This is a genomic window from Streptosporangium sp. NPDC001559 (assembly GCF_042893955.1).
In the GTDB taxonomy this organism is placed as follows: domain Bacteria; phylum Actinomycetota; class Actinomycetes; order Streptosporangiales; family Streptosporangiaceae; genus Streptosporangium.
Window position 1 is genome coordinate 185040 of record NZ_JBIAVG010000001.1, and the last position, 14139, is coordinate 199178.

The 14139-nt window shown below is 69.9% G+C and carries 16 protein-coding genes; 7 read left to right on the top strand and 9 right to left on the bottom strand.

Features of this window, described 5'->3' with window-relative positions:
- Window positions 1-35 precede the first annotated feature (35 nt).
- The 4 genes from ACFYY8_RS00875 to ACFYY8_RS00890 form a co-directional block, all read right to left on the bottom strand.
- Window positions 36-764, bottom strand: a complete 729-nt coding sequence (locus ACFYY8_RS00875; RefSeq protein ID WP_390035798.1) for an alpha/beta hydrolase — start codon at window positions 762-764, stop codon at window positions 36-38.
- Between the two features lie 77 nt (window positions 765-841).
- A complete protein-coding gene (locus ACFYY8_RS00880; RefSeq protein WP_390035801.1) occupies window positions 842-1165 on the bottom strand; it encodes an ATP/GTP-binding protein in 324 nt (107 codons plus the stop codon).
- Window positions 1162-2679, bottom strand: coding sequence for a 3-hydroxyacyl-CoA dehydrogenase family protein (locus ACFYY8_RS00885; protein ID WP_390035803.1), 1518 nt, complete (start codon window positions 2677-2679; stop codon window positions 1162-1164). The genes ACFYY8_RS00880 and ACFYY8_RS00885 overlap by 4 nt, the downstream gene beginning before the upstream one ends.
- A gap of 62 nt (window positions 2680-2741) precedes the next feature.
- Entirely contained in the window at window positions 2742-3206 is a 465-nt protein-coding gene (locus ACFYY8_RS00890) for a hypothetical protein (RefSeq protein WP_390035805.1), read from the bottom strand.
- 352 nt (window positions 3207-3558) lie between these two features.
- Here ACFYY8_RS00890 and nucS point away from each other — a divergent pair, with 352 nt between their 5' ends.
- The 7 genes from nucS (at window position 3559) to ACFYY8_RS00925 (ending at window position 9748) form a co-directional block, all read left to right on the top strand.
- Window positions 3559-4218 (top strand): endonuclease NucS, encoded by a 660-nt coding sequence (nucS, locus tag ACFYY8_RS00895; protein WP_352009633.1) that lies wholly within the window; start codon window positions 3559-3561, stop codon window positions 4216-4218.
- A gap of 83 nt (window positions 4219-4301) precedes the next feature.
- A complete protein-coding gene (locus ACFYY8_RS00900) occupies window positions 4302-5153 on the top strand; it encodes an ABC transporter ATP-binding protein (protein WP_390035807.1) in 852 nt (283 codons plus the stop codon).
- Entirely contained in the window at window positions 5150-5977 is an 828-nt protein-coding gene (locus ACFYY8_RS00905) for an ABC transporter permease (protein ID WP_390035809.1), read from the top strand. Before ACFYY8_RS00900 ends, ACFYY8_RS00905 begins: the two co-directional genes overlap by 4 nt.
- Window positions 5974-7149 carry a sensor histidine kinase gene (locus ACFYY8_RS00910; protein ID WP_390035811.1) on the top strand — a complete coding sequence of 392 codons (1176 nt, stop codon included), beginning with the start codon at window positions 5974-5976 and terminating at the stop codon, window positions 7147-7149. Before ACFYY8_RS00905 ends, ACFYY8_RS00910 begins: the two co-directional genes overlap by 4 nt.
- Window positions 7146-8345 (top strand): sensor histidine kinase, encoded by a 1200-nt coding sequence (locus ACFYY8_RS00915; protein WP_390035813.1) that lies wholly within the window; start codon window positions 7146-7148, stop codon window positions 8343-8345. Before ACFYY8_RS00910 ends, ACFYY8_RS00915 begins: the two co-directional genes overlap by 4 nt.
- Entirely contained in the window at window positions 8320-8943 is a 624-nt protein-coding gene (locus ACFYY8_RS00920) for a response regulator (protein ID WP_390035815.1), read from the top strand. Before ACFYY8_RS00915 ends, ACFYY8_RS00920 begins: the two co-directional genes overlap by 26 nt.
- A 199-nt stretch (window positions 8944-9142) precedes the next feature.
- Window positions 9143-9748 carry a TetR/AcrR family transcriptional regulator gene (locus ACFYY8_RS00925; RefSeq protein ID WP_390035817.1) on the top strand — a complete coding sequence of 202 codons (606 nt, stop codon included), beginning with the start codon at window positions 9143-9145 and terminating at the stop codon, window positions 9746-9748.
- Between the two features lie 56 nt (window positions 9749-9804).
- Here ACFYY8_RS00925 and ACFYY8_RS00930 read toward each other — a convergent pair whose 3' ends face one another.
- The 5 genes from ACFYY8_RS00930 to ACFYY8_RS00950 form a co-directional block, all read right to left on the bottom strand.
- Window positions 9805-10122 carry an STAS domain-containing protein gene (locus ACFYY8_RS00930; protein ID WP_390035819.1) on the bottom strand — a complete coding sequence of 106 codons (318 nt, stop codon included), beginning with the start codon at window positions 10120-10122 and terminating at the stop codon, window positions 9805-9807.
- Between the two features lie 138 nt (window positions 10123-10260).
- Complete coding sequence (locus ACFYY8_RS00935; RefSeq protein ID WP_352009641.1) at window positions 10261-10854, bottom strand: response regulator transcription factor; 594 nt, start codon at window positions 10852-10854, stop codon at window positions 10261-10263.
- The gene (locus ACFYY8_RS00940; protein ID WP_390035822.1) at window positions 10851-12080 is read right to left on the bottom strand and encodes a sensor histidine kinase; all 1230 of its coding nucleotides are present in this window, start codon (window positions 12078-12080) and stop codon (window positions 10851-10853) included. Before ACFYY8_RS00940 ends, ACFYY8_RS00935 begins: the two co-directional genes overlap by 4 nt.
- Window positions 12081-12132: 52 nt before the next feature.
- Window positions 12133-12930 carry an ABC transporter permease gene (locus ACFYY8_RS00945; RefSeq protein ID WP_390035824.1) on the bottom strand — a complete coding sequence of 266 codons (798 nt, stop codon included), beginning with the start codon at window positions 12928-12930 and terminating at the stop codon, window positions 12133-12135.
- An 83-nt stretch (window positions 12931-13013) separates the two neighbouring features.
- Window positions 13014-14072 carry an ABC transporter ATP-binding protein gene (locus ACFYY8_RS00950; RefSeq protein WP_390035826.1) on the bottom strand — a complete coding sequence of 353 codons (1059 nt, stop codon included), beginning with the start codon at window positions 14070-14072 and terminating at the stop codon, window positions 13014-13016.
- Between the last annotated feature and the right edge of the window lie 67 nt (window positions 14073-14139).

Here is a 14139-nt window from a genome sequence, read left to right on the forward strand (position 1 = left end):
GTCCACCGTAGCCCCGCCGTCCGCGATTCGGGACCCTATCCCTCGCCGGGCATCTCGTGGGGCACCTCGTGGGGCAGCGGATGGGCCGCCGGGTTGACGCGCCGTACGATCTCGTTCAGGACGATCCGCACGTACGGCTCGCCGACCCACAGGTGTTTGGCGCCCTCGACCCCGACGACCTCGGCCTGTGGCACCCGCGCGAAGCGGGCCTTGGCCTCCTGCGGCCTCAGGTAGTCGTCGAACTCGGGGACCAGCGCCGTCAGCGGACGGCCGAAGGCCGCCCAGGCGTCGAGGTCGGCGTCGGTCGCCCGGCGCAGCGGCGGAGAGAGCAGGACGGCCCCCGTCACCAGCGGGTCGCGGCCCCATTTGAGCGTCAGCTCGGTGCCGAAGGACCAGCCGACCAGCCAGACGTTCGGCAGGTCGTGGAACTCCGCGTACTCCAGCGCCGCGGCGACGTCGAAGCGCTCCTCCTCGCCGTCGCCGAAGACTCCTTCCGAGGCGCCGCGCTCGGAGGAGGTGCCGCGCGTGTTGAACCGCAGCACGGCCAGGTCCGCCAGCGCGGGCAGCCGGTTGGCGGCCTTGCGGTACAGGTGGCTGTCCATCATGCCGCCGTGCGTGGGCAGCGGGTGCAGGCAGACCAGCGTCGCGACCGGCGGCCTTCCCGGGGGAAGGGCCAGCTCTCCGACGAGCCTCAGCCCGTCGCCGGTGTGCAGCTCGATCGGCTCCCTGCGCGCGGGCAGCACCGTCGAGGACCTGATCTCCATGTCTGTTCCGTGTCTCCTCACCGGCGGCTGGAGCGCCGCCGTTTTTCCGTACCCGGCCCGGTGTTCGGTGCCGGGTCTCAGTATCGGCTCCGGCCTGGACCGCGCCGTATCCGGTTGCGCCAGCACGCGGTGTGCCAGTGCCTGCGTTCCTGCTCTCCGCCCCGCCAGGCGGGCCAGCTCACCAGGTGCGGAACGCCCGGCCTGAGTTCCTGGTCACAGCCGGGGCACCGGTAGACCTTGTCCGCGCCCGCGCCGGTGACCCGGCGCACGAACCAGTCGCCGTCCGGCCACTCCTCGACCTGGTCGACGCCGGGCACCGAGGAGCCGACGGGGCGTGCGGGGGTTCCTCGGCCGCCGCCCCGGTCGAAGGGGTCGATCCTGCGGGCTCTGCGGGGGCTCATGACAGGCCGCGAATGCTTCGCACGCCGGCCGTGACGAGCTGGTCGAGCAGCGGCGCGGGGGCGAAGGCCGGGTCGCGGTACTCGGCGTAGAGGGCGCGCAGTCCGTCGCGGACGGTTTCCAGGCCCAGCGTGTCGATCATCTCGAACGGCCCCGCCGGGTATCCGCAGCCGAGTCGCATGGCCGCGTCGATGTCCTCGGTTCCGGCGTAGCCCGAGTCGTACATCCGCACGGCGTCGTTGAGGTACGGGTACAGCAGGGCGTCCACGACGAACTCGGCCCGGTCCTTGCAGTGCACCGGGACCCGGCCGACGATCTTGGTCAGGCCCTCGACGGCGCATGTCGCCTCCGGCGAGGTGAGCACGGTCGAGGCGACCTCGGCGAGCCTGTCCCCGACCAGGTGCAGGCCGACCAGGCGCCTGGGGTGCGGCAGCCGCGCGGCCAGTTCGATCACGGGGGTGTGTGACAACGCGATGATCACGTCGGCGGCCTCCACCGCGCCCTCCAGGGTGTCCTCCGCGTCGTTCGCCGTGACCGTCTCCAGGGCGGTCGTCTTGAACCCGGCGTCGCCGAGCCTGGCCGCGAACTCCCGCGCGCCCTCACCGAGCACCGCGACGGAGCTGACCGTGGGCTTGCCCGACGCCGGAGGGGTGGGAACGGCCTGCCCGTCGTAGAAGCCCGCGCCCGTCTTACGGCCGAGCAGGCCCGCGGTGACCAGCTCCCGCAGGATCGGCGCGGGGGCGTGGCGGCGGTCACGTGTCTCCTGGAACAGCACGCACATCACCTCGTAGGAGGTGTCCAGGCCGATCAGGTCGAGCAGCGCGAAGGGGCCCATCGGCACGCCGACGCCGAGTTTCATCGCGGCGTCGATGCCGTCGCGGGTGGCCAGGCCGTTCTCCAGCAGGACGGCGGCGTGGTTGAGGTAGGTCAGCAGCAGCCGGTTGACCACGAACCCGGCGCGGTCGCCGACGCTCACCGGCGTCTTGCCGAGCCGTCGTGCCAGGGAGGCGATCTCGTCGGCCAGGCCGTCCTCGGTGACCACCGTGTGGACCACCTCGACCAGCCTCATGACCGGCGCGGGGTTGAAGAAGTGCATGCCGACGACGCGTCCCGGCCTGCCGGTCGTGGCCGCGATCTCGGTGACGGAGAGGGAGGAGGTGTTGGTCGCGAGCACCGCGGAAGGCTTGCAGATCCGGTCCAGGTCGGTGAACAGGACCCGCTTGAAGTCCATGACCTCGGGGATGGCCTCGATGACGAGGTCGGCGTCCGCGAGGTCGTCCAGCGAGGTCGTCAGGGTGATCCGGCCGAGGATCTCGGCCCGCTCCGCCTCGCTCAGCCTGCCCTTGGCCAGGGCCCGTCCGGTCGAGTCCTCCAGGTTGCCCCGGCCTCGCCCGAGCGCGTCGGGATCGGCCTCGACGCCGATCACCCTGAGCCCCGCGCGGGCGAAGACCTCCGCGATCCCCGCCCCCATCGTGCCGAGCCCGACGACTCCGACCTTCTCAAAGCTCCGCGTCATGCCGCCAGTCTCCCAGAGCCCATCACCTCCCCCCAAAACCAACCCGACCGGTCGCCCGGGAGCTAGGAGCGGGCGTCCTCCTTGGAGCGTGTGATGGCGCGCCGCGCGGCCTGGGGGTCGTCGAAGGCGACCAGGAACCGGGTCACCTCCAGTTCGTCACCGTCCTTCTGCCGCACCCGGACGGCCTCGTTCAGATCTATCACCGCCGTTGTCGCGTTTCCCGGCGAGAAGACAAGTGCCTGCGGCGTCTCACGGCTTCTCCGGTATCCGTATCCCTTGTTTAGCCGATGTGAGACCTCGACACTTCGCACGATTTCAACGGGCACCTCGACCTCGGCACCGAGAGGGCTTCTCAGAAAGAGCACGCCTTCCTTCAGTTCGTGTCTCCTGGTCGCGGTGAGCGCCGCGAGTCCGAGCAGATAGAACGCGTTCGAAACCACCCAGAACACTTGCAGCGGCCGGAGGCGTTCGGGAATCCTCGGAGAGATGATGACCTCTACCAGCAGGTCTGTCACCACACTGGCCATGAGGAACATTCTCACAGTCGCCGCGTACGACAACGCCCCACCCGGGCGGCTCTTTCCCGTTCCCCAGGAAAAGAGTGCGCGCGTCATTTCCGGTGTGATCGTCCAGGATCGCCATACCCCCCGAAACAAATTCCGCACGATCTCCATACTTCATGTTATATCAGCCCATCGACAAACCATCTGAACACCGGGCTCTCCATACGGACCGTTAGACGAACGTTCCGGCAGTGTGATTTCCCGGATTTCCAGAAAGGCGGCAACGGCCGTACATCGCCTGGAAAAGCGGGCCGTACCACGGCGTGTGCGCCGATCCGGGTTCGAGGGCGGGCGGCTGGGTCTAGGCTTGGGTGTCATGCGTCTGGTCATCGCGCGGTGCAGCGTGGATTACGTGGGAAAGCTCACCGCTCATCTTCCGATGGCGCCCAGGCTCATCCTGATCAAAGCCGACAGCTCGGTGTCGATCCATGCGGACGACCGGGCGTTCAAGCCGCTGAACTGGATGAACCCGCCCTGCAAGCTCCGCGAGGAGGAGGGTACCTGGACGGTCACGCACGGCAAGACCGGGGAGAAGCTCGTCCTGACGATGGAGGAGATCCTGCACGACTCCAGCCATGAGCTGGGGGTCGACCCCGGGCTGGTCAAGGACGGGGTCGAGGCCCACCTGCAGGAGCTGCTGGCCGAGCACATCACCACGCTGGGCGCGGGCTGGACGCTGGTCCGCCGCGAGTACATGACGGCGATCGGCCCGGTGGACATCCTCTGCCGTGACCACACCGGCGCCTCGGTCGCCGTCGAGCTCAAGCGCCGGGCGAACATCGACGCCGTGGAGCAGCTGACCCGCTATCTGGAGCTGATGAACCGCGACCCGCTGCTCGCGCCCGTCAGCGGGATCCTGGCCGCCCAGGCCATCGTGCCGCAGGCCAGGACCCTGGCCGAGGACCGCGGCATCCGCTGTGTGACCCTCGACTACGACGAGCTGCGCGGCATCGAGCGCACCGACACCCTGTTCTGAGGCCGCTGTCCTCCGTTCGGAGGACAGCGGCGTTCCACCGGTCGTGGGTGCCGCCGAAGCCGTACGGGGCGGACGCTTGAGGCATGAATACGGCGGTGAAGGTACGTGGCCTGACCAAACGGTACGGCGACGTGCAGGCGGTCGGGGGCATCGACCTCGACATCCACGCGGGCGAGGTGTTCGCGATCCTCGGCCCGAACGGCGCGGGCAAGTCGACCACGGTTGAGATCCTCGAAGGACACCGGACCAGGGACGCGGGCGAGGTCAGCGTTCTGGGCGCCGACCCCGGCAGGCCGACCCGGGACTGGCGCTCCCGGATCGGGATCGTGTTGCAGACGGCCAACGACATGACCGAGGCGACGGTCGGGGAGACCGTACGGCACTTCGCCGGGTACTACCCGGCTCCGCGCGACCCGGACCAGGTCATCGAGCGGGTGGGCCTGACGGACAGCGCGGGCAAGCGCGTCCGGCAGCTCTCCGGAGGGCAGCGGCGGCGGCTGGACGTGGCGCTCGGGGTGATCGGCGATCCGGAGCTGCTCTTCCTCGACGAGCCGACCACCGGGTTCGACCCGGAGGCCAGGCGGCGGTTCTGGGAGCTGATCCGGGACCTGGCGGGCCAGGGGACCACGATCGTGCTGACCACCCACTACCTGGACGAGGCCGAGGCGCTGGCCGGCCGGGTCGCCGTGGTCTCCGGCGGCCGGGTCGTCGCCGAGGGCGAACCCGCGACGCTGGGCGGGCGGGCGAACGCCAAGGCCAGGGTGGGCTGGTCGGACGGGGGCGAGCGGCGCACGCTGGAGACGGACACCCCGACCAGGACCGTGCTCGAACTGACCCGGCGCTTCGACGGGGAGGTTCCCGAACTCACCGTGACCAGGCCGACCCTGGAGGAGATCTACCTCCGGCTCGTCACCCCCTCCGAGGTGACCTCATGAGCCGGACGATCACCCGTGTCCCCGTTCGGAGACCGTCCGCGGCACTACTGGGGCTGTCGCGGGCGGCCTTCGAGACCAGGATGTTCTTCCGCGAGCGGGACGCGGTCATCTTCACCTTCTCCCTCCCGATCGTCCTGCTGGCGATCTTCGGGGCGATCTTCAGCGGTTTCGTCGAGGGGACCGGCATCAGCGTCGCCCAGCTGTACGTGGCGGGGCTGATCGGTTCGGCGGCGATGACGGGCTTCCAGAACCTCGGCATCGGCATCGCGATCGACCGTGACGACGGCACGCTCAAGCGACTCGCGGGCACGCCTCTGCCGCGTTCCTCCTACTTCGTCGGCAGGGCGTTGCACACGCTGTTCCTCTCGCTGTGCCAGGTGGTGCTGCTGCTGGCCATCGGGGTGCTGGCGTTCGGGCTCGACCTGCCCACCCGGGTCTCGGCCTGGGTGACCTTCTGCTGGGTCTTCGTGCTCGGCGTGCTGGCCTCGGCGCTGCTGGGCGTGGCGGCCAGCAGTCTGCCGCGCTCGGGCCGGAGCGCGACGGCGGTGATCGCCATGCCGTTCGTGGTGCTGCAGTTCATCTCCGGGGTGTTCATCCCGGTCAGCCAGCTGCCCTCCTGGCTGGTGAACGTCGCCTCGGTGCTTCCGTTGAAGTGGATGTGCCAGGGCTTCCGCTCGGTCTTCATCGGTGACGCCGGGGCCACACTTGAGGTCGCCGGATCGTACGAGCTGGACCGGGTCGCCATGGTCCTGGGAGCCTGGGTCGTCGGAGGACTGGTGCTGTGCCTGCTGACGTTCCGGTGGAAGAGCCGCCGCGACGGATGACCCCTGAGGAACGGCCCCGCCCGGGCGACGACCCGGCGGGGCCGAACGCGTGGGAGTCGTCGCCGGCCGTCTGGGAGATCCTGCTGGTCCCGGCGATTCTGCTGCCGGTCGTGTTCGTCGTCACCGGCGGCATGACCGTGCCCGGGAAGGCGGTCGCGGCGGGTTGCCTGCTCGCCGTGCTGCCGCTCTATCTCCTGCTCGGCCGTCCGGCGATGACGGCCGACGACCTGCGGCGCGGGACGGTCTACATCGCGGTGCTGGTCGTCCTGTACTGCGTCGCCGTCTCCGTGGCCCCGATCTCGACACTCGCCCTGTTCGGGCTGTGCCCGCAGTGCTTCGTCATCCATCCGGCCAGGACGGCCATGATCCCGGTGGCCGTGCTGAGCGTGGCCCACATCCCGCGTCACCTGCTCCTCGACGACCCCGTGGGATACGAGCTTCTGACGGTCACCGTCATCGTGATCCTGTTCTCCGCGGTCTTCGGCGTGTGGTCGGAGCGGGTGACCGAGCGCAGCGCGGAGCGGGCCGCCCTCATCAGGGAGCTGGTCGGCAGCCGCGCCGAGGTGGCCAGACTGTCCGCGGAACGGGGGGCGATGGCCGAGCGGGAACGGCTGGCCGGGGAGATCCACGACACCCTGGCCCAGGGCTTCACCAGCATCATCATGCTGGTGCAGGCCGCTCAGGCGCAGCCGGACCCGGCTCGCCACCTGCGGCTGGCCGTACGGACGGCCAGGGAGAACCTGGCCGAGGCCCGCGCGCTGATCGCCGCGCTCGGCCCGGCCCCGCTCGACGGCTCGACGCTGGAGGAGGCGCTGGGGCGGCTGGCCGAACGCCTGGGCGAGGAGGCGGGCCTCGCCACGGCGTTCACCGTCCACGGCCGGTCGCGTCCGCTGCCGCCCGCCGTCGAGGTGGTGCTCCTGCGCGTGGCCCAGGAGGCGCTGGCGAACGTGCGCAGGCACTCCAGGGCCGGGCGGGCCGACGTCGGCATGGTCTACGGCCCGGAGACGGTCACGCTGGAGGTCCGTGACGACGGCGCGGGTTTCGAGCCTCCGGTCATCGAGGGGTACGGCCTGCGCGGCATGCGCGCCCGGGTCGAACAGGTCGGCGGTCGCCTGCTGGTGCACGGCGCGCGCGGAACCGGGACCACACTCACCGCCGAGGTGCCGGGATGACGCCCGCCCCCGGGGAACGGCACGCCTACCACCGCATGGACGGCTGGGAGCGGCTCTATCTCCTCGACCTCATCGTCTCCGTCGCCTTCGTCCTCCTCGACGACGTGCTCACCGTCGCCTGGAAGGCGGTCGTGCTGTGCCTGCTGGGCGGTTGCACGGCGGCCTACGTGTTCCTGGGCAGGCGCGTCCCCGGGGGACCGTACGGCACGAACGGGCGCGCCTACGTGGCGCTGTCGGTCGTGCTCTTCACCCCGGTCTCGGTGCTCTGCCCGCCGACCCGTTTCCTGCTGTTCGCCTTCGGGCCGCAGTACTACATCCTGCTGCCGAAGCGGCAGGCGATGCTCGCGACCGTGGCTCTGAACGTGGCTCCCGTGCTGTGCCTGCCCCTGCTGCCCTCCAGCGGGGAGGATTTGCTCACGCTGCCCGTCATCGGGTTGCTCTCGCTGGCCTCGAACCTGGTCTTCGGACCCTGGATCCAGGACGTCGTCGAGCAGAGCAAGGGACGCGCCCTCCTCATCGAGGAGCTGGAGAACAGCCGCGCCGAGGTGGCCAGGCTCTCGGCGGAGCAGGGGGCGGCGGCCGAGCGGGAACGGCTGGCCGGGGAGATCCACGACACCCTGGCCCAGGGCTTCACCAGCATCATCATGTTGCTGCAGCAGCCGGACGAGCGGCGGATCGGGCTGGCCGTACGGACGGCGAGGGAGAACCTGGCCGAGGCCCGCGCGCTGATCGCCGCGCTCGGCCCGGCGCCGCTCGACGGCTCGACGCTGGAGGAGGCGCTGGGGCGGATGATCTCCCGGTTCGGTGAGGAGCTGGCCGTCACCGCCTCGTTCGGGGTGAGCGGCGAGTCTCGGCCGATGTGGACCGGGGCCGAGGTCGTCCTGCTGCGCGCGGCGCAGGAGGCGCTGGCGAACGTCCGCAAGCACGCCCGCGCCTCGGCCGTCGCGGTGACGCTGGACCACCTTCCCTCCGCGGCCCGGCTGACCGTCCGCGACGACGGCGTGGGGTTCGGGCCCTCGGCCGCCGACGGGTACGGTCTGCGCGGCATGCGCGCGCGGGCCGAGCAGGTGGGAGGGTCTCTGTCACTGACGGCCGCCGCAGGTGGAGGCACCACCCTGGAGATCACCGTCCCCGTTTCCCCCGGCGACGCTCAGACGAGGAGTTTGACGAGTGCTGCGACTGATGATCGTCGATGACCACCCCGTGGTCCGTGAGGGCCTGCGGGGCATGCTCGAGGCGGCACCGGAGATCACCGTGGTCGGGGAGGCCGCCTCCGGGGACGAGGCGGTGGCGCGGGCCGTGCAACTGCGGCCCGAGGTGATCCTGATGGACCTGCGGATGCCGAACGGCGACGGGGTCAGCGCGACCTCGCGCATCCTGGCCGCACTGCCGCGGAGCCGGGTGATCGTGCTGACCACCTACGAGACGGACCAGGACATCCTGCGGGCGGTCGAGGCCGGGGCGGCCGGTTACCTGCTGAAGGACACCTCGCGGGCCGACCTGCTGGCCGCGATCGTCTCCGCCGCGCGCGGGGAGACCGTGCTGTCGCCGTCCGTGGCGACCCGGCTGGTGACCAGGATGCGCGCTCCGGTGGCCGAGACCCTGTCGCCGCGCGAGGCCGAGGTGCTGGCGCTGGTGGCCGAGGGGTTCACCAACGCCGAGATCGGCCGGGCGCTGTTCATCAGCGAGACCACGGTGAAGACCCACCTGCTGCGGATCTTCGGCAAGCTGGGGGTTTCCGACCGCACGGCCGCCGTCACCACCGCTCTGGACCGTGGGCTCCTCGTCCGCTGAGGCCCTTCACGGACATGGGTGACTTGACTGCCCAGTCAGGCTCGTGACCTTCTTGCATGAAGTGTGCAAGCAACAGGACACTTACTCTTCCGCAAAAAGGATCTTGCACCCATAATGGGGGATTCCGGGGGCCAGGATCATGAGGTGGAAGTGATAAAACGAGCATTTGTCAACCCCACGTCAAGGCGGGGTGCTTGACATGAACGGCCGGCCCTACCGGGGAATGTCAGCGGAGGAACGTCTCGCCGAACGACGGGAACGTTTGATCTGCGCGGCGTACATCCTCTATTCCGACCCCGGATTCCCAGAGACGACGATCGAGAGGCTGTGCGCCACGGCGCGCATCTCCAACCGCGCGTTCTACGAATGTTTCTCCGGGCGCACCGAACTCATGCAGGCACTGCACGAGAGGTGCGTCCAGGAGGCCGTCTCGGCGGTGGCGAAGGCCGTCGAGGAGGCCCCCGACACCCTGCTCGGCAGGGTCGAGGCGGGCATCACGGAGTACATCAACTTCGTCACCGAGGACAGGAGACGCGCCCGGATCATGCATCTGGAGGTGCGCAGGGCGGGCGACTGCCTCACCACCTCACGGCAGCAGGCCGTACGGGCCTTCGCGAGGATCGTCGCAGCCGGCGCCCTCGGTCCGCCGGACACGGTCGGGGTCAACCGGCACCTGCTCACGCTGGGCATGATCGGCGCCGTCCACGAACTGCTCATCGAGTGGGTGCTGGCCGAGGACCCGCCCCCGGTCTCCGACCTGGTCGGTACGGCCGTGCACATCTTCCACCGGTCGTTCGCGACATGACCGCCAGGTGACCCCACCCGTCCCCCTCGTCCCGGCCGTCCCCGGGACGTGGGGGGTCAGGCGACCGCGGCCATGGGCACCTCGACGATGAGCACCCGGTTGAGGCGGGTCACCGCCAGCACCCGCATGACTCGGACGGGCACCCCTCTCAGCACCAGACGGCGCCCGGTCTCAAGCGCCCGGCGGTGCGTGCCGACCAGCACGCCCAGGCCGGTGGCGTCGATCATCTCAAGTCCGGAGAGATCGACGATCAGATCACCGTCACCGGAGTCGACCGCGGTGTGCAATCGCGGGCGCACCACGGCGACGGTGCCCACGTCGAGGCGGTTGCCCACCACGACCACCTGCGCCCCGGGCTTTCCAATGGCGCGCATACCCCCTCCTCAGACCGACCTTGGCGCCACCTCGGTCGGCCGGCCACGTGTCATCGGGCCAGGTGAAAGCCCTGTCCCAAGACCGGGCTTTCTGCCGTCATGAGGAGCCATTGCCCCCTTCTGGGAGAAAGATGCTGTTCATAACCAACCTTTTTCCTGCGCGACACGGATCGCGGTGATCCGGTTGGTCGCGCCGAGCTTGGTGATGGAGCTGGACAGGTAGTTGCGCACCGTCCCCTCGGTGAGGTGCAGCGAGGCCGCGATCTGGGCGACCGTCGCCCCCTGGGAGGCCAGGGACAGGGCGTCGCGCTCGCGTTCGGTGAGCGGGTTCTCCCCCGCCATCATCGCCGAGGCGGCCATCTCGGGGTCGAGATATCGCCCGCCCGCGTGGATCTTGCGGATCGCCGCCGCCAGTTCCTCGGCCGAGGCGTCCTTGGGGACGAATCCGCGTACCCCGGCGGCCAGCGCCCTCCTGAGGTAGCCCGGCCGCCCGAAGCTGGTCAGGATCAGCACGGCGTGACCGGGCAGCGTCTCGGCCACGCTCAGCCCGTCCATCCCCGGCATCTCGATGTCCAGCACCACCACGTCCGGACTGTGATCCTGTACGGCCTGCGCCACCAGGTCGCCCCTGGACACCTCGGCGACCACCTCGATGTCCGGCTCCAGGCCGAGCAGCGTGGCGATCGCCCTGCGGATCAGGTGCGCGTCGTCGGCCAGCAGAACCCGGATCATCGTGCCCCCTCCAGCGGGACCGTGGCCCGCAGCCTGAACTCCCCCGCGCCCTCGCCCGCTCCCGCGGTGAGGACTCCGCCCATCGCCGTCACCCGCTCCGACATGCCCGTCAGCCCGGTACCGCCGCGCCCGCCCGGCCCGGTGGCGCCGTCGTTGGTCATCTCCAGCACCGCCGTACCCTCCCGCAGGGTGATCGCGATCCGGCAGCGGGTCGCCGAGCTGTGCCTGAGCACGTTGGTCGTGCCCTCCCTGATGACCCAGGCCAGCAGTGTGGCCAGCTCCTCGGGGACCTCCTCGTCCGGGAGTTCGAGGGAGCAGCCGATGCCGCCCGCCTCAAGCACGGACGTCATGCTGCGCAGCTCGGCGTCGAAGTCGACCGTGCGATAGCCGCGCACCGCCGTACGGATCTCCTTGAGCGCCTCGCGTGCCAGCGCGCGCACCTCACCCATCTCCCCGGCGGCCCGTTCGGCGTCCACGGCCGACAACTTGACGGCGACCTCGCTCTTGAGCGCGATCGCGGACAGGCTGTGCCCGACCAGGTCGTGCAGGTCACGGGAGAAGCGCAGCCGCTCCTCGGTCACCGCCAGCCTGGCCATGGCCTCCTTGCCCTCCTCCGCCGTTCTGACCACCTTCCAGAACCAGAGCTGGAAGCGGTTGGCCCACGGCATGAACATGGCCATCGCGAGGAAGGACGCTATCGCGAGGACGGAGGTGTCATCGAGCCCGAGACGCCCGCTGGGCACGACGAGCACCGCGACGGCCGCCGCGCCGACGGACACGGCGATCGCCCCTCTCCTGTCCAGCAGCAGGGCCGCACCCGAGGACCAGGCGACGGCCAGAAGCCCGAGGGACCACAGCTCACCGTGCAGGGACACCAACATGACCAGGACGAGCGCGCCGGAGACGACGATCTCGCGGGTCGCCCTGGCCCCGGCGATCGAGGCTCTGACCATCTGCACGTACAGGATGCTGAAGGCGGCCGTCCCCGCCAGGTCGAAGATCGTCAGAGGGGCCAGGAGGTGTCCGCCCTGCGTGGTGAACCTCACGAAGGTGCCGAGCCAGGCGAAGGCCACGCCGATCAGCAGCGTGCCGACGGTCGACCTGCGCAGCCGCTCGACGCTCGTACGCCCGGGATGGCACCACAGCGACATCCGCAGCTTGCCGAGGACGGTCTTCCAGGACGGACGTCCGGGCTCTCCGGAGAACGCCGGCGAGGCGGGAGGCATGTCGCCTCCCGCCTCCCCTGTGTCACTTTTTGTCTGCATCTCGCGGTAGACGTTATCCGTGCCGAGGTTCCCACCGGAACAGCCATCCGGCCAACAGGGCTGTCACCCCGATCCAGACGATCAGGATTCCGAAGGAGGGCAGCGCCCCTGTCCACTGCTCCAGCACACTCAGCGCCTTGCCACTGCCGGAGTAGTGGTCGGAGCCGAGGAAGGCGCTGCGCATGATCTTCACGATCGGGGTGATCGGGAGCAGGTTGGAGATCGTCCCCAGCAGGCCGGGCAGCGCGTTCGTCGGGAAGGCGACCGGCGAGCCGATCATCAGGAGCATGAGGATCGGGAGCACCGTGATCTGGGCCATCTCGGCGTTGGGGGTCAGACCGGAGCAGGCGGCGGCGAGCAGCCCGAACACCGCCACGCCCAGGACCGCGGCCAGGAGCATCAGCGGCACGTTGACCGGGGTCGCCCCCTCGGTGCGCTGGATCCAGATCCCCAGCAGGACGACCTGACCGAAGAAGAGAGCGAGCGCACCGAGGGCGCTTCCCGCCAGAACCGCCGCCGCAGAAGGCTGGCCCCCGCGCAGCCGCTTGAGCACCAGTTCCTCACGACGGGCCGTCAATGAGTTGACCAGGTTGACGAAGACCGCGAACCCCATCATCAGGCCCGGCATTCCGGTCAGCACGAAGAGCTTGGCGGGCACCCCCTCGATGGTCGCGCCCCCCTGGGTCTGGGTGAACAACCAGGCCATCAGCAGCGGCATCAGCAGCACGGTGAACAGGATGGTGGTGTTCCTGAAGATCAAGGTCAGGTCGATCTTGGCCAGCCGTACGGCGTGCAGGGCGTCGGTTCTCATGGTCTGTCGTTGCCTTTCGGCCGTCGGGCGGCCTGTCGTTTCCCCGCGGATCACTCCGCCGTCCATCCGGATGGTCTCCGGTCTTACGCCGTCTCCCCGAGGACCCGCATGAAGGCGTCCTCCAGGGTTCCCCGGCGTACGGTCAGCCGCTCCAGGACCTCGCCCCGGCTGTCGGCCCAGGCCAGCAGCGGTGAGAGGGCGGCGTGCGCGCGGACCTGGACCTGATCGCCGGTCAGCGTGTAGGCGACCTCGGTGCCGTCGCCCGTGTAGGTGAGCACCGGCGCCGCGCCGTCCAGGAAGGGCAGCTCGTCGTAGGAGCGGGAGGCCCCGCCGAGCCGGAAGGAGATGGTGTCGCCGGAGCCCGCGACGACTTCCTCGACCGTTCCGTAGGTGTGGATCCGCCCCTCATGCATGATCGCCAGGCGGCCGGCGAGGCGCTCTGCCTCCTCCAGGTAGTGCGTGGTGAGCAGCACGCTCGTGCCGCGTTCCCGCAGGTCCTCGATCACCCGCCACGTGGTACGGCGCGCCTCGGGGTCCATACCGGTGGTCGGCTCGTCGAGGAAGAGCAGCTCCGGGGCGGACAGTACGGCCAGCGCGAGGTCGAGCCTGCGCTTCTGACCGCCGGAGAGCTGCTTGACCCTGGTCCTGGCCTTGCTCTCCAGGCCGACCAGCTCAAGCGCGCCCATGGTCTGCCGGTCGACCCCCTTCGTCCAGCCCGTGATGGACAGGCGTCCCGGCATCTCGGTGCCGGACAGGGTCACGGGGCGTCCCGCGTCCTCGCTCAGCCCCTTCCACAGCCCGACGGTCTCGGCGACCGTGAGGTCCCCCAGGAAGCCACCCTCCTGCAGCATGATCCCGATACGGGGACGCAGGCTGCGGCGCTGCCTGATCGGGTCGAGGCCGAGGACCCTGACGCTCCCCTCGGTGGCGGGCGTGAAGCCCCCCAGGACCTCCATGGTGGTCGTCTTGCCCGCGCCGTTCGTGCCGAGCAGGGCGAAGATCTCACCCCTGGCGACGGTGAAGGAGACGCCGCGCACCGCCTCGAAGTCGCCGTACTTCTGCCGGAGCCCGCCGACCTCGATCACGTTTTCGAGGCCGACGGTTCCGATCTCCGCCGTGTCCGCGAGCTGTGGTGTTCTCATGGCGATAATCCTGCTATTTCCGCCTTTCACCAGGTAGTCGCCGATATCACCACACCGACAGAGAGAT

Coding starts and splice junctions, on each gene's coding strand:
- ACFYY8_RS00875 (WP_390035798.1), bottom strand. CDS start 764: ATGGAGATCAGGTCCTCGACGGTGCTGCCCGCGCGCAGGGAGCCGATC.
- ACFYY8_RS00880 (WP_390035801.1), bottom strand. CDS start 1,165: ATGAGCCCCCGCAGAGCCCGCAGGATCGACCCCTTCGACCGGGGCGGC.
- ACFYY8_RS00885 (WP_390035803.1), bottom strand. CDS start 2,679: ATGACGCGGAGCTTTGAGAAGGTCGGAGTCGTCGGGCTCGGCACGATG.
- ACFYY8_RS00890 (WP_390035805.1), bottom strand. CDS start 3,206: ATGGCCAGTGTGGTGACAGACCTGCTGGTAGAGGTCATCATCTCTCCG.
- nucS (WP_352009633.1), top strand. CDS start 3,559: ATGCGTCTGGTCATCGCGCGGTGCAGCGTGGATTACGTGGGAAAGCTC.
- ACFYY8_RS00900 (WP_390035807.1), top strand. CDS start 4,302: ATGAATACGGCGGTGAAGGTACGTGGCCTGACCAAACGGTACGGCGAC.
- ACFYY8_RS00905 (WP_390035809.1), top strand. CDS start 5,150: ATGAGCCGGACGATCACCCGTGTCCCCGTTCGGAGACCGTCCGCGGCA.
- ACFYY8_RS00910 (WP_390035811.1), top strand. CDS start 5,974: ATGACCCCTGAGGAACGGCCCCGCCCGGGCGACGACCCGGCGGGGCCG.
- ACFYY8_RS00915 (WP_390035813.1), top strand. CDS start 7,146: ATGACGCCCGCCCCCGGGGAACGGCACGCCTACCACCGCATGGACGGC.
- ACFYY8_RS00925 (WP_390035817.1), top strand. CDS start 9,143: ATGAACGGCCGGCCCTACCGGGGAATGTCAGCGGAGGAACGTCTCGCC.
- ACFYY8_RS00930 (WP_390035819.1), bottom strand. CDS start 10,122: ATGCGCGCCATTGGAAAGCCCGGGGCGCAGGTGGTCGTGGTGGGCAAC.
- ACFYY8_RS00935 (WP_352009641.1), bottom strand. CDS start 10,854: ATGATCCGGGTTCTGCTGGCCGACGACGCGCACCTGATCCGCAGGGCG.
- ACFYY8_RS00940 (WP_390035822.1), bottom strand. CDS start 12,080: ATGCCTCCCGCCTCGCCGGCGTTCTCCGGAGAGCCCGGACGTCCGTCC.
- ACFYY8_RS00945 (WP_390035824.1), bottom strand. CDS start 12,930: ATGAGAACCGACGCCCTGCACGCCGTACGGCTGGCCAAGATCGACCTG.
- ACFYY8_RS00950 (WP_390035826.1), bottom strand. CDS start 14,072: ATGAGAACACCACAGCTCGCGGACACGGCGGAGATCGGAACCGTCGGC.